The organism is Marinobacter maroccanus (genome assembly GCF_002933275.1).
GTDB lineage: Bacteria > Pseudomonadota > Gammaproteobacteria > Pseudomonadales > Oleiphilaceae > Marinobacter > Marinobacter maroccanus.
The window spans coordinates 173,764-187,566 of record NZ_PSSX01000003.1 but is presented as its reverse complement, the minus strand read 5'-3'; the positions used below and the strand labels follow the sequence as shown (position 1 = coordinate 187,566).

The following is a 13,803-nucleotide window of genomic DNA, read 5'->3' as shown; positions in this document are numbered from 1 at the left end:
AGCACCCGTAAGGCGTTTTCATGATGCCTCAGTAGTGAAAATACCGCTTGCCTGGACGGCAACCCTGTATAAAATACGCGCAATTCAACCCCCGAGTGCGCCGTATCCATGCACCTTGTCTCCTTCGATATTTTCCGGACCCTGGGCTTTCCCAACACCACCGTTCTCAAGCCGGACCAGTGTCTGCGCCATAAAGAACTGTTGCGGGAGGCCGACTGGGTGCTGTTCCCCGAATACTGGCAGTTGAATGCGCTGGTGCATGGCCTGAAATGCCGGGTGTTTCCGAGCGTTGCCAGCTACCGCATCGGCCATGACAAAATTGAAATGACCCGGGCGTTCCAGGCGGTGGCCCCGGAGCACACCCCCTGGACAATGATCGAGGCCAATGGTCCGGTGGAACGGGACATGATCTGGGATGCCATGGCTCATCCGTTCGTGGCAAAGCTACCGAAGGCCAGCATGGGCGAAGGCGTCTGGCTGATCGAAACCGGTGAGGACTGGCGCCGCTACTGCGAGCGCACCGACGTGCTCTACGCCCAGGAATACCTTCCCCTGGACCGTGATGCCCGTGTTGTGGTGGTCGGTGATCGGGTGCTGACGGCTTACTGGCGAACCCAGGCCGACCAGGGGTTCTACAATAACGTGGCCCGCGGTGGTCGTATCGATATGAGTCCGGTGCCCCGGGTAATGACGGATCTGGCGTTGAGGCTCGCCCGGGAACTGGGTGTTGATCACGCAGGTTTTGATATTGCGCTGGTGGAAGGCTACCCCTACGTGCTGGAATTCAATCGGCTTTTTGGAAATCAGGGCCTGGGTCAGGGCACCGAATTGCAGGATGCGATCCTGGGATATCTGAAGAGTCAGACCGCGCCAGAAGACCCGGACGGACCCACCGATCCAACGCCGCTCTGGCCGGTGGCTGTCTGAGATTTTGTGCGCGAGATTTCATGCCATTGGCGGTGCCGATATCGTCCATTACTTATGGGTAGATATGCTCATATCCTGACCTGAAAAAAAGCCCGATGATCGCGACATCCTATGGGTGCTGCAGCCTCGCTGTGGCGCCTTTTTTTATGCCTGTTTGCCCTGTGGAGGGACACACCACCCATGACCGAAGCCGCCAACGCCAATATTGCTGATTACTACAGCGCCGAGACGTTCAAACGCATCAAGGACTTTGCCGACGGCAAGGAAACCCCGTTTGTGGTGATTGATACCGCCACGATTGATCGCCAGTACGATGAGCTGGTGGAAGGCTTCCCCTACGCCAGGGTTTACTATGCGGTAAAAGCCAACCCGGCCCCGCAGGTCCTGACCATGCTGCGTGACAAGGGTGCCTGTTTCGATATCGCGTCGGTGTATGAGCTGGACAAGGTGATGGCCCTGGGTGTGACCGGTGAGCGGATCAGCTACGGCAACACCATCAAGAAGGCGAAGGACATTCGCACCTTCTACGAGAAGGGCGTGCGTATGTTCGCCACGGACTCAGAGGCAGACCTTCGCAACATCGCCAAGGCGGCTCCGGGCTCGAAAGTGTACGTGCGTATCCTGACCGAAGGCACACTGACTGCCGACTGGCCGCTGTCTCGCAAATTTGGCTGTCAGACCGACATGGCCATGGACCTGTTGATCCTGGCCCGCGACCTGGGCCTGGTGCCTTACGGCGTGTCTTTTCACGTGGGTTCCCAGCAGCGGGAGATCGGCGCCTGGGACGCGGCCCTGAACAAGGTAAAGGTGATTTTCGAGCGCCTGAAGGAAGAAGACGGCATCGAGCTGAAGATGATCAACATGGGCGGTGGATTTCCGGCCAATTACATCACCCGCACCAATGAATTGAAGGTGTACGCGGAGGAAATCGCCCGGTTCCTGCACGAGGATTTCGGCGCGGAACTGCCGGAGATCATCATCGAGCCGGGCCGTTCGCTGATTTCCAATGCCGGTGTACTGGTGAGCGAGGTTGTGCTGATTTCCCGTAAATCCCGCACCGCCCTGCACCGCTGGGTGTTCACCGATGTTGGCAAGTTTTCGGGGCTGATCGAGACGCTGGATGAGGCGATCAAGTTTCCGATCTGGACGGAGAAGGTGGGCGAAGGCGAGGACTGTGTGATTGCCGGGCCGACTTGTGACAGTGCCGACATCATGTACGAGCACCATAAATACCCGCTGCCGCTGAACCTGGCCATCGGGGATCGGATGTATTGGCTGTCTACGGGGGCTTATACCACGACTTATAGCGCCATTGAGTTTAACGGGTTTCCTCCGTTGAAGGACTACTACATCTGACCCTGTTTTAGCTTGGAGTCTGGCCGCGGGGCGGGGGAGCTTTTTCTTCTGGGAAAAACAACTCGCTTTGCTCAGACATTTTTTCCCGCCAGAAAAAGCTCCCTCACCCCACGGCCGTTCTGGCTGGGTTCGGGGAGTCCGCGAGGGGAAGATTAGGATTAGGGGTCAGAAGAACGCTTTCTTCTGACCCCTTTTTCAGCGTTTAAAGGATCAGCTTTCGGGCTGGTCCTTTTTTCGTCTCAGATCCAGAGTAAAAGCCAGGGGTAGGACCAGGACGCTGTAGGCGATGATGGTGAGGATGGCGTGTCGGGCGTCGCCGGTCCAGTCGGCGATGAGGCCGCCGGCCATGGGTATGGAAAACGCCATGGTGTAGCCGACGAGGAAGGTGCCGGCGGACAGGCGGCCGGTTTCTCTGGAGGTGGTCACCAGGGGCGGTATGGCGACCAGGAGGATGAGCAGGATGCCGGCAGTGAGGCTCATCAGGGTGGCGCTGGCGATGGCCCACCAGCCGGTGAAGGTGATGGCGCCGAGGGTGCCTATGATGCTGATGCCGGCGGTAACGATGATGACCGAGCGGCGCCCGACCCAGTAACGGGCCATTTTCAGCATGGTCAGGGAGGCGAAGACCTGGGCGATGTTGTACCAGAACAGGGCATCGGAGAGTTTGTCGAACTGGCCTTGCTGTTGCAGAAGATTGCCCATGTAGGCGTTGAGGCCGAAGAACATGGAGCCGGAGAGGCCCAGGAGCAGGCCGATTTTGAGGGTCAGGGGGTTGCTCCAGTCGGGCAGCCAGGAGACCTTGCCGACGGGTTTCGCCCGGTCGCGTCTGGGCAGATAAAGCGCGGCGGCAACCAGCAGGGCTGGTAGTGACCAGGCCAGGAGGGTGGCCCGCCAGCTGTTGTCCAGCAGGGGCATGAGCACGGGCAGGGTGATGCCGGCGCCGATGAATTCGCCCATCAGCATTCCGTTCATGTAGATGGCGGAGCCCAGGGCCAGGTGGTGGGGTTCCAGCCATCGTGGTAGCAGTGCCGGCAGAGCGGGCTGCATCATGGCAACACCCAGCCCCATGACGGCGCTGGCCAGCATCAATGTGAAAGTGTCGGGTACCAGGCCGCGGCCGGCGGAGCCGATGACCATGATGACCATGGCAAGCGCCAGAGTATTGCGGGGGCCGATCCGGGCGATGGCCAGTGAACCGGGCATGGAGCCGATGGCCAGCATCAGAATGGGCAGGGTTGTCAGGGCGCCGGTCAATGCCTGGGTCAGCGCCAGTTCGTCGCTGATGAACGGCGCCAGGGGTGGTGCTACCAGTACGGGAATCCGCAGATAAACGCCGGCCAGCCAAAGCAACACCGCCACCGGCAGCAGCTTGGCTGGCGGTGGCGGTGAAGTCGCGGCCTGGTGTTCAGCCACGGTCAAAACGAATCAGTCTTCGCTGGTGTCCGGCAGGTAAGCGCCGTCTTCGTCGTGGACCTCACGGCCAGTGACCGGTGGGTTGAAGGCGCAGATCAGTCGCATGTCCTCGGTGCCACCGTACAGAGTGTGCTGGTCATGCTTGTCGAGTGCGTAAAGCGTGCCGTCGGTGATCTCGTGGGTTTCACCGGTGGCCTTGTCCAGGATCTTGCCGTTACCGGCAACACAGTAGACAGCTTCCAGGTGGTGTTTGTACCAGAGGTTCAGTTCGGCACCGGCTGGGATGATAGTCTCATGGAAGGAGAAGCCCATGCCGTCCTTTTTCAGCAGCATACGGCGGCTGGTCCAGCCCGGTCCGTGGACTTCGCGCTCGGTACCAATGATGTCTTGCACTCGTACGATTTTCATTCGCATTCCTCATTTTGTGATGGAATAGCCTTTTAGTATAAACATCCCTTTCAGGTGCGGTTCAACCGCCAATCGTCGTAAACAGCCATGGCCTGCTCAATGGCCGAGGTGAACTTCTCTCGCTGGCGTTCGTCGAGGGGGCGCTGTTTACGACACTTGTCGAAAGCCCTCTGGATGTCCTGTCGGCTGGTTTTCCCGAGGTTTTCCAGCCAGTGATGGTCCGCTGGTTCCAGATCCAGCAGTTCCCGTCCGGCGTGATTCCGGTGGCTGATGTGCCACCAGTGATCCACGGCACGCCCCAATACAACATAGCCGAACTGGCTGTCCTGTACAGGGCCGAAGGTGGCTGTTTTCAATCCGTCCCGAAGTACGCCGATGTTCAGAGCCGGCAGAGCCAGCCGGTCGCCATAGAAATAACTGCCGGCTGCGCCAATCAGGCCGCCCACCAGGGCGCCGGTTCCAAGTGAAGAGCCGAAGGTCAGTGCGTCGATCCCGGCACCGCTGACGGCACCCGCGCCGAAGCCCGCAGTGGCCAGGTAGCGCTTGCTGACGGCCCAGGCTTTGCGGCTGTCTTCCGAGAACAGGTCGTGCTCACTGTGCCACTCCAGCTCGGCTTCCTGTCGGCGGATGCGCTGGTGCTGGTACAGGTGTTCAATCTCGACACGCAGCGTCTGTTCCCGCTTGCGCTGGTGACGATACCAGCGTTGCCTCAACTGGTCGGCCAGTGGGCCGTCACTGATGCCGGCGGCCTGGTCGGCGGTCAGGGTGCGTTTCTCCTGGAACGACATCATGCCCTCAAGTGCCCTGGCAATCAGTGCCGCCGCCTGTTGGCGGCGCTGCTGACGCTGGGCGGAGAGGTAGTGAGTGGCCTGTTCCAGTGGCGTTTCCCAGTCCGGTTCCAGTTGTCCGAATGCCCGCAAAAGACCGAGATGTTGCTCAAATGGGGCGCGAACGGCGTCGAATCGACGAACAACCTGAAAGAACTGCCCCAGTGCGGCCTGCCAGGTATCACTGTAATCGTCGGCGCCGATGCTGTTGATCAGTGCCAGACTCGGGCGACCGATCCAGCGCAGGATGGTCATTTCCGCCTCGTGCTCGGCGCTGTAGGGCACCGAGCCGTCCACCACGTAAATGATCCCGGCACCCTCGATTAGCGGCATCAGAAGCTCGCATTCGTCGGTGAACCGGCCATCGCCCTGATGTTGTGTTACAAAGGCCCTGACAGTGTCAGCGTGGTCAGAGGCGGAGACACTGTGGGCTTCCAGCCATTCCAGAACCCGGCGCGGACGCTGGAAACCGGGTGTATCGACCAGGGTATAGAGGGTCTGCCCATCCACTTTCAGAGGATAGGCCTGGCGTTTGCGGGTGGTGCCGGGTTCCAGGGCAATGGCGATTGCATCGTTCTGGGACAGTGTGGCCACCACACTGGACTTGCCCTTGTTCGGGTGCCCCACGACGGCAAAGGTTGGTGCCTGGGTCATAAAGTCTCCCCGACCGCTGAATAGGGATCCCGCATCTGGAAGGGCGGTAGTGATACCTGAACGAACTCGCTGCCAACCCGCTCGGCAAACCGGAGCCAGGGCTGAACCTGGTGGGCATCGGGCTCCTGGTTGCTGTCCGCGGCCAGGGGAACCAGCGCGACCCGGGAGCCACGAGGCCAGGTGCCACGGGCTGTCTCCAGGAAATCCTGCAGTTCACCAGTGGGGGGCTGCCAGCAGCGCACCAGCAGAATGACGGCCTTGGAACGGTTTTTCAGGTGCTCAGAGATCCGGCTCAGGGTCTGGTCATCGTCCGAGAGGCTGGCGCTGCCGCCCGACCGAAGCACGAGCTCCTTGCCCGAGCGAAGCCCCTCTGGCAATTCAGGCTCCCCGGCGCCCGCCCAGCACAGCAGGATGTCGCTGTCAGGCAGTGGTAGCAAATTGCTTCGAGCACTGGTGTCCGGCAGGTCGTCGGCATCATGGTGGCTGTTGCCAGTGTCCAGGGCGGGTGTTTCCATACGATACATCAGGGCGTGCATGGCCGGGTGGCTGGCGAGCAGGCGACGGGCCTTTTGTCGTGTCTGCACGGCGGCCAAGCCCCAGAGAATGAGACGTGGCAACAGAACCCAAATTGTCCACAGCATGGTGACAAATGGCCACCACTGGCCCCACAGGGCCGGTTCAGGACTTGCCATTGGGTCGCCGGCCCGGAAGAAGCGCGTTGCCTCGACCAGGACAATATCCGGAGCGGCTGCCGGCCAGGCCCAGGCCCAGGGCGTGGCGACGGTGTTTATGAATCCGTGGTAGCTCGCGGCAGCGGTATCCAGTGTGGTGCTCCAGCCGAAGGCAAGGTCCTGAACGACCACCATACCCAGCAGGGTGATCAGGCCGGCGATGGCAAAGGCGATACCACCCAGATGAGCCGCCCTGGCCATCAGAAGTGGCTGAAGCTTGTTGAATACCCCGTCGCCCGGGTTGACCCCGAAACGCTGTACCAGCCAGCGCCAGGGCTGCCATCCGGCCAGGGATTGCAGGGTGGTAAACAGGGCAAGAACCAGGTGCAGTAGCACGAACGCCAGAAAAACCGTGATGTTGATGCGCTGGCCGCCGTCGTAAAACAGCAGGCCGGCCATGGCAAGCACGCCTGCAATCAACCCGACCGCTGAAAAGCCAGCGGTAATCCGGCGCCAGGTTGCCAGGGTTTGGTCGGTGGCTGCCGGGGTTGCCCGGGGTCCGCTGAGCCGGTTCAGGTGGGCCAGCCAACGGGCGGCGTCCGGGGCCACGCCCTGCTCCTCACACACCAGTGCGAACTTGCGGTCCCGTCGATGCAGGAAGGTGGGAGGCTGTGATCTGTCCCGTTGCGCCTGGCTATCAAATTCCAGCAGCAATCGGAGGGGGCTGTCGGTCATTCAGGGTTCCGTTGTCGAATTCGGGCAGTCGGGCCCGATCGGGCTTTAGTGCTAGGATATAGGGATACCTGCACCTGATACCAGACAACGAGAGTCTATGCCCCACCATCTGATGAACCTGCGCCATGTACCCGATGACGAGGCCGATGAAATCCGTGCTCTGTTCGATGCCCATGAGGTGGCCTATTACGAAACGCCGCCCAGCCGTTGGGGTATCAGTATGGGCGGTTTCTGGGTGCACGATGACGATGAGGCGGCCCGGGCCCGGGCGCTGCTGGATGAGTATCAGCGGCAACGTTATGAAATCCAGCGGCGGGCCTACGAGGAGCACCTGGCCCGGGGCGAATCCGGCGGTTTCTGGTTCATGCTCAGGCAGCGGCCGATTCGGACTCTGGCGGCCTGCGTTGCCATTCTGGTGATCATGGGCCTGAGCCTGCTGCCTTTCATCCGGATCGGGTAGCGGCGCGGGCGTCACCCCTCATGCTGGCGGGCGAGGAACCCGATAGCCTGGTCCACCGCATCGCCCGCGGTCAGAAAACTGGTGACATGCCCCCGCAGGTGCATTTCGTAGAGTTCGCTGCAGACCTGGTGTTCCTCGAGAGCCTCCCGAAACCGTTCTGCCTGACTGAAAGGCACAAGCATATCCATGGCACCGTGAAACAGGAAAAAAGGCGGCGCGTTGGCGGTTACATGGCTGATCGGGGACGCCTTGCGATAGGTTTCCGGTATTTCCTGCTGCTTCCCCCCAAGGAATTGCCGGATCAGTTTGCCCGAACCAAAGGCCATGAGGTCGGAAGGCAGGCCGCCGGTGACAACCGCATTCAGTCGGGTTTCCGGCCCGCCGTGGGGCTGGTTCAGGTCGCTGTCGGAGCTTGCCACCAGGGCCATCAGCGCAATCAGATGGGCGCCGGAGGAGAAACCGAAGCCGCTGACACGGTTTGGGTCCAGGTGATACTCACCGGCATGCCGGTTCAGCCACTGTCGGGCCAGTTGCAGATCATGTAGCTGGGCCGGGAAGGTGTGTTCCGGTGCAAACCGGTAATCGATGTTCAGCACCGCGAAACCGCGGCTGGCTACCTCTTCTGCGATCCAGGCCATGTCCTCCCGTGATCGGCGTTGCCAGCCGCCCCCATGAACCATCAGGACAACCGGATAGCGCCGCTGTGAGACTTGCCCGGTCGGAAGGTAGAGGTCGGCGAACAGGGCTTCTGGCCAATCACTGGGCGAAAACCGCAGGTCCCTATCTACCCGGAAATCCCCCTCGTCCGGGATACCAGCGGAAGCAGCTCCATTGTGGTGGGTCGCGCACCCTGCCAGCATCAACAGGCTTCCAATCAATCCAAATAGTCCACCCCGTTTCAATCGTGTTCGCTGGCCGGGCACTGGTATCTCCTTTCTGAGGCGGCTTGAAGGGACTCATGGGATTTACGAAGAGGGGATAAGGGTGGATGTCGCTCCCACCCTGCCGGTGGTCGCGAAATCCATTGTCCGACATTCCATACAGTGTCCGAGTTTCGGGACAACCTGCCTCAGGCCAACTGTGGCGCCATTTCTCCGTGATAGATTCACTGTCGGTTGTCCGGAAATCCGGAACAATTACTCTTCTCGAAACCAAAAGGTGGATTAAGATTATATAAATCAGAAGGATACCTGATTGGCACAGGATCCGCATGGCGTTCCCGGGGCCCGGCTTGAGGCCTGGTCTGTTCGTTTACAACAACAAACAAGGAACGATCATGAAACGAATTATGCTCTGCGCCCTGATCGGCGCCACGGGGATGACCCTCACTGCCTGCAAGGATGGAAAACCACCCTTCAACGAGATCCCTGACTTTATCCAGGGCGACATAAACCAGACCAGCTACGACGGTGTTACCGATGACCTGTTAACTGCAGGCCTCGGTGCCAGTGGACTGGCCACTGCGCCCGCGCCTGCGTTTGCAGACCCTCTTAATCCTACCGCTGCCGAACTCCGTCGATTGGCGATCTATAACAATTACCGCGCGTTGGTGGATACCGCTCCCGGCGGCGGTTATGGCACCTTCTTCGGCCCGCAGGTCGACGCCAGCGGTGAAGGCCTGATTCCGGGGGACGAATACCTTGCCTACATGGCGGTGCCGGGTACCGACGTGCCGGTGACGGTCATGGCACAGGTGCCCGATAGTTTTGATCCCGAGCGCCCCTGCATGGTGACAGCGCCGTCCTCGGGCTCTCGTGGCATCTATGGTGCCATCGGCACCGCCGGTGAGTGGGGGCTTAAAAAGGGGTGCGCCGTTGTCTATACCGACAAGGGCACCGGGACCGGCTCCCATAACCTGGCCACCAACACCGCCCAGCGCATGGATGGCACGCTTACCTCCGCCGATGAGCCAGTGCAGTTCCGGGCTGATCTGACCGATGAGCAGCGCGCAGACTTCGACAATAGCTGGCCGGACCGTTTTGCCTACAAGCACGCACACTCCAAAGCCAACCCGGAAGCCGACTGGGGCCTGCACGTGTTGCAGTCCATTGAATTCGGCTTTTATGTGCTGAACGAAAAGTTTGGCCGGGAACTGGGCAACGGCGAAACGCTGCTGACCATCAATCCCAAAAACACCGTGGTTATTGCCTCCAGTGTGTCCAATGGCGGTGGTTCTTCAGTTCGTGCTGCCGAGCAGGACACTCGCGGCCTGATTGACGGTGTTGCGGTGTCAGAGCCCAACGTGAATCCGGAAGTGGACCGAAGCTTCACCATTCGCCAGGGTGAAGGCCCGGTTATTACCGAGCATAGCCGTAGCCTGCTGGATTACACCACGGCCCTTGCCGTCTATCAGGGCTGTGCCAACCAGGCGCCTGCGATCCGGGACGATGCGCCATTAAATGCCACCTTCAATCCCCCGGCAATCGGTGAGAATATCTGTAACTCCCTTGCCAACAAGGGTCTGGTGAGCGGTGCCACTCTGGATGACCGGGCCACCGACGCCCTGCGCATCCTGAACGAAGAGTTTGGTATTCAGCCGGAGCAGAATCTGCTGGCGCCGGTTCACTTCGGGTTGGCGGTGGCTCCGAGCATTGCCATGACCTATGCCAACGCCTATGGCCGGGCCGGTGTGGAGGATCGGGTCTGTGAGCTCAGTCTGGCGGCAACCGATACCGCTGGGGCGGTGACCCAGATTGCACCATCGGTAGAGGCGGCTCTGTTCTCTGTCAGTAATGGCATTCCGCCGTCAGCCGGTGTGAACATCGTGTATGACAGTGCCGATGGTCAGCCCACCAGCCTGCCCGCCAGCGCGTCACCGAGCTCCAATCAGTTGGACTATGGCCTGGATGCCCTGTTGTGTCTTCGAAGCCTTGCCCAGGGCAGCGACGCCATTAGCGGGGCTGATCTGGAAGGTTCCGACGCCGAGCTGGCAACGGCTATTGCCGAGGGTATTGCCGATGTCCGTGCCTCGGGTAATCTGCAGGGCAAGCCGACGGTCTTTGTCACCGGTCGTGCCGATGCAATCCTGCCAATCAACCACACGTCCAGGCCCTATTTCGGCCTGAATCAGCGAGTGGAAGGGAAGAAAAGCAACCTTCGGTATTACGAGATCCTCAACGCCCACCACCTGGACGTGCTCAATGGTTTCCCGGGCGTTGCTGACCGCTATGTGCCGTTGCACCACTACTACTTCCAGGCCCTGGATCTGGTTTGGGCCAATCTGACCGAGAAGCAGGCGTTGCCGCCCAGCCAGGTGGTTCGTACTGTGCCCCGGGGCGACATCACGACACCGCTGGCGGAAGCCAACCTGCCGGCGATCAATCCCGAGCCGGATGCCGCAGACCAGATCGTCTTTGAAGACGACCAGGTCCGGATTCCGGAATAAACGTGCCACTGGCCGGCCTGTTATCGGGCCGGCTTCGTTTGCCCCCGGTCCGGGGGCCTCATATACTTCCGTGACTGCACCCGGTCCGTCGGGTGCCGGGGTTACTACCATGAATGATATTCGACCCGTTGGTGCGCGGTACATGACAGAGCTGTTTTCTGACAAGAACAAGAGTGGCCTGACCCGGGACCTTATCGAAGCCCTGTTTCCGATGTTTGAGGAGGCCAGTGCCGGCGCGATTGCTGTCGACCGGAATGCCCGGATTACCTGGATCAACAGCAGTTATTCCCATCTGCTTGGCCTGGGCGATCCGTCACAGGTCATCGGCAAACCGGTGCGTCAGGTGATTCCCCAGACCCGTATGCCGGAGGTCGTTGAAACCGGCAAGCCCCTGTTGCTGGATATCATGGAGCACAATCAGCAGCAGCTGGTTGTGACTCGACTACCCTACTTTGACGATGACGGCGGAATCGTGGGCGGGGTTGCGTTTGTCCTGTATGACGATCTGCAACCTCTGACCCCGCTGGTTTCCAAGTATCGGCGTCTGCATCAGGATCTGGCGGCGGCTCGCAAGGCCCTGGCAAAGAAATCCCGCGGCACCCGGTACAGCCTCGGCGATTTTGTCGGGGCCAGTCCGGCGGCCCTTGAGGTCAAGCGGCGGGCCCGTCTGGCGGCCGGGCGGGACATGCCGGTGCTTCTGCTGGGCGAAACCGGCACCGGCAAAGAGGTTCTGGCCCAGGCCATTCATACGGTTTCGGCCCGGGCGGAGAAACCGTTTGTGGGTGTTAACGTTGCGGCCATTCCGGATAACCTCCTGGAAGCCGAGTTTTTCGGGGTCGCACCGGGGGCCTACACCGGGGCTGACCGTCGTACCCGGGACGGCAAGTTCCAGTTGGCCAATGGTGGCACATTGTTTCTCGATGAAGTGGGTGATATGCCGCTGCCGCTGCAGGCGAAGCTGTTGCGTGCGCTTCAGGAAGGCGAGATTGAACCGCTGGGCTCCAACAAGGTGGTTCCGGTGGATGTCCGGGTAATTGCGGCTACCAGTCGAAATCTGGAGGTCATGATCGCCGAGGGCGAGTTCCGGTCGGATCTCTATTACCGCCTTAATGTTCTGGAAATTCCGATCCCGCCGCTGAGAGATCGCCTGGCAGATCTCGGGGTGTTGTGCGAAGCGCTGCTGGAAGAGATTTGTGAAGGGCTTGAGCTGCGCGGTGAGATCACCGACGCCGGTGTATCGGCCCTGGGCAGTTATGACTGGCCAGGTAATATCCGGGAGCTTCGGAACGTGCTTGAGCGAGCCCTGACCATGGGAGAGGAAGGGGGCCTGCTCGATGCAGACGCTATCTTCAAGGTATTGCCACGCAATGGTAATCGCCCGGTGTCTTCCCTGGCGCCTCAACCGGTCCGGCCGCTGTCGCAGACTCTGGCCGAAGCCGAAGCCCATGCCATTGAGGAAGCCCTCGTTGCCAGCCGGGGCAATCGCACCCGTGCGGCCAAGCTGCTGGGCATCTCCAGGTCTGTACTCTACGAAAAACTGGCCAGACTGTCCTGAAATCCGGACGAATGTCCTGTTGTCCGTACAATTACCTACGACTGAGGTCTTAATATGTCCTGATTATCGGACATTTTAGTGTGCTCGGTTTTCTTCCATTATCTCCAATCTATTGAAATAAAAGATAAAAAGTATCCTGGCACAGTGCCTGCAATCTCCGGGACGCAGGACGTCAGAACAATGCAGAGAACAAGACTGACGCAAACTGTTGGACCCCCAAGATTAACCCTGTCCGTCTGTTCCTGCATTCTCTGACTATACTCAGATCAGGCCCCGGCTATCCGCGCCAGGCCAGATACAATAACAATGTTAGGAGACTTGCCAATGAAACTTCTCAAGGCTCTCACCGGTGTGGCCGGTGCGATCGCTCTCACCACGGGCTCTGCGTTTGCCGACGACCTGCGCTGGAAAATGCCCGTTGCCTTCGCCACCAACCTTCCTGGCCTCGGTTCTCCCGCCGCCTGGGTTGCAGATAACCTGACCACCGCCTCCAGTGGCAGCATCCAGGTCCGTGTCTATGAGCCCGGCAAGCTGGTTCCGCCGTTCGACATCCTGCAGTCCGTCTCAGACGGCAAGGTATCCGCTGGTTACACCTGGATCGGCTACGATCAGGGCAAGGTACCTGCGATTCCCCTGTTTGCCGCTGTTCCCTTCGGCATGAAGCCCCCGGCCTACATCGGCTGGTATTACTACGGTGGCGGCCATGAAATGCTGCAGGAAACCTATGCCAATAAGGGCTTCAACGTTCACGCACAGCTGTGCGGCATTATCGGGCCCGAAACAGCAGGTTGGTATTCCAAGCCCATCAAAACACTGGAAGACTACAAGGGCCTGAAGATCCGCTTCGCCGGCCTGGGTGGCAAGGTTCTCGAGAAACTGGGCGCTTCTGTCACCATGATGCCGGGCGGCGAGCTTTACCAGGCACTGGAAAAAGGCACCATCGATGCCACTGAATTCTCCATGCCCGCCATCGACCAGATCCTCGGCTTTAACCAGGTGGTCAAGTACAACCTGTTCCCGGGCTGGCACCAGCAGTTCACCGCCCAATACATGCTGATCAACAAGGACGAGTGGAATCGAGCCACTGAAGCCCAGAAGGCACTGGTTGAGGCTTCTTGCACCGCGGCGACCACTCGTGGTCTGGCTGAGGGCGAGTACAAGAACGGCAAGGTTCTGGCCGAGTTCCAGGACAAGGGTGTTCAGGCCGACCAGATTCCCCGTGAGGTTCTTAAAGAGCTGAAGGCGGTCACCGAGGAAGTGCTGAAAGAAGAAGCTGCCAAGGATGCCGACTTCAAGCGTGTTTACGAGAGCCAGCAGGAATTCATGGAATCCTACAAGGTTTGGGACACGCGCGCCTATGTTCCGGCGGACCTCTAAGGTTCGGGGCTGACCCTGGGCACCGGAAGTACTTC

Annotated in this window: 11 protein-coding genes; 6 read left to right on the top strand and 5 right to left on the bottom strand. The window is 60.0% G+C overall.

Features of this window, described 5'->3' with window-relative positions:
- Window positions 1-108 precede the first annotated feature (108 nt).
- Entirely contained in the window at window positions 109-927 is an 819-nt protein-coding gene (locus KEHDKFFH_RS05480; protein ID WP_104320977.1) for an ATP-grasp domain-containing protein, read from the top strand.
- Between the two features lie 180 nt (window positions 928-1,107).
- Window positions 1,108-2,283 carry a type III PLP-dependent enzyme gene (locus KEHDKFFH_RS05475; RefSeq protein WP_104320976.1) on the top strand — a complete coding sequence of 392 codons (1,176 nt, stop codon included), beginning with the start codon at window positions 1,108-1,110 and terminating at the stop codon, window positions 2,281-2,283.
- A gap of 210 nt (window positions 2,284-2,493) precedes the next feature.
- Here the strand turns inward: KEHDKFFH_RS05475 and KEHDKFFH_RS05470 are convergent, their stop codons facing one another.
- From KEHDKFFH_RS05470 to KEHDKFFH_RS05455, 4 genes are read right to left on the bottom strand one after another with little or no spacing between them, the layout of a single operon-like run.
- Window positions 2,494-3,696: an MFS transporter gene (locus KEHDKFFH_RS05470; RefSeq protein WP_104321100.1), complete on the bottom strand. Its 1,203-nt coding sequence runs from the start codon at window positions 3,694-3,696 to the stop codon at window positions 2,494-2,496.
- A gap of 12 nt (window positions 3,697-3,708) precedes the next feature.
- Window positions 3,709-4,104 (bottom strand): ectoine synthase, encoded by a 396-nt coding sequence (locus tag KEHDKFFH_RS05465; RefSeq protein WP_064229395.1) that lies wholly within the window; start codon window positions 4,102-4,104, stop codon window positions 3,709-3,711.
- A 50-nt stretch (window positions 4,105-4,154) separates the two neighbouring features.
- Window positions 4,155-5,585 carry a GTPase/DUF3482 domain-containing protein gene (locus KEHDKFFH_RS05460; protein ID WP_104320975.1) on the bottom strand — a complete coding sequence of 477 codons (1,431 nt, stop codon included), beginning with the start codon at window positions 5,583-5,585 and terminating at the stop codon, window positions 4,155-4,157.
- Entirely contained in the window at window positions 5,582-6,991 is a 1,410-nt protein-coding gene (locus KEHDKFFH_RS05455) for a DUF2868 domain-containing protein (protein WP_104320974.1), read from the bottom strand. Before KEHDKFFH_RS05455 ends, KEHDKFFH_RS05460 begins: the two co-directional genes overlap by 4 nt.
- 97 nt (window positions 6,992-7,088) lie before the next feature.
- Here KEHDKFFH_RS05455 and KEHDKFFH_RS05450 point away from each other — a divergent pair, with 97 nt between their 5' ends.
- A complete protein-coding gene (locus KEHDKFFH_RS05450) occupies window positions 7,089-7,451 on the top strand; it encodes a DUF6164 family protein (protein WP_104320973.1) in 363 nt (120 codons plus the stop codon).
- Between the two features lie 11 nt (window positions 7,452-7,462).
- On the opposite strand, the gene KEHDKFFH_RS05445 is transcribed toward KEHDKFFH_RS05450, so the two are convergent.
- Window positions 7,463-8,311: an alpha/beta hydrolase gene (locus KEHDKFFH_RS05445; protein WP_192875748.1), complete on the bottom strand. Its 849-nt coding sequence runs from the start codon at window positions 8,309-8,311 to the stop codon at window positions 7,463-7,465.
- A gap of 416 nt (window positions 8,312-8,727) precedes the next feature.
- Here KEHDKFFH_RS05445 and KEHDKFFH_RS05440 point away from each other — a divergent pair, with 416 nt between their 5' ends.
- The 3 genes from KEHDKFFH_RS05440 to KEHDKFFH_RS05430 all read left to right on the top strand — a co-directional run bounded on the left by KEHDKFFH_RS05440 (window position 8,728) and on the right by KEHDKFFH_RS05430 (window position 13,768).
- Window positions 8,728-10,836 (top strand): 3-hydroxybutyrate oligomer hydrolase family protein, encoded by a 2,109-nt coding sequence (locus KEHDKFFH_RS05440; RefSeq protein ID WP_192875747.1) that lies wholly within the window; start codon window positions 8,728-8,730, stop codon window positions 10,834-10,836.
- A gap of 142 nt (window positions 10,837-10,978) precedes the next feature.
- Window positions 10,979-12,391 (top strand): sigma-54 interaction domain-containing protein, encoded by a 1,413-nt coding sequence (locus KEHDKFFH_RS05435; protein ID WP_104321099.1) that lies wholly within the window; start codon window positions 10,979-10,981, stop codon window positions 12,389-12,391.
- A 324-nt stretch (window positions 12,392-12,715) separates the two neighbouring features.
- Window positions 12,716-13,768, top strand: a complete 1,053-nt coding sequence (locus KEHDKFFH_RS05430) for a TRAP transporter substrate-binding protein (protein ID WP_104320970.1) — start codon at window positions 12,716-12,718, stop codon at window positions 13,766-13,768.
- Window positions 13,769-13,803 lie beyond the last annotated feature (35 nt).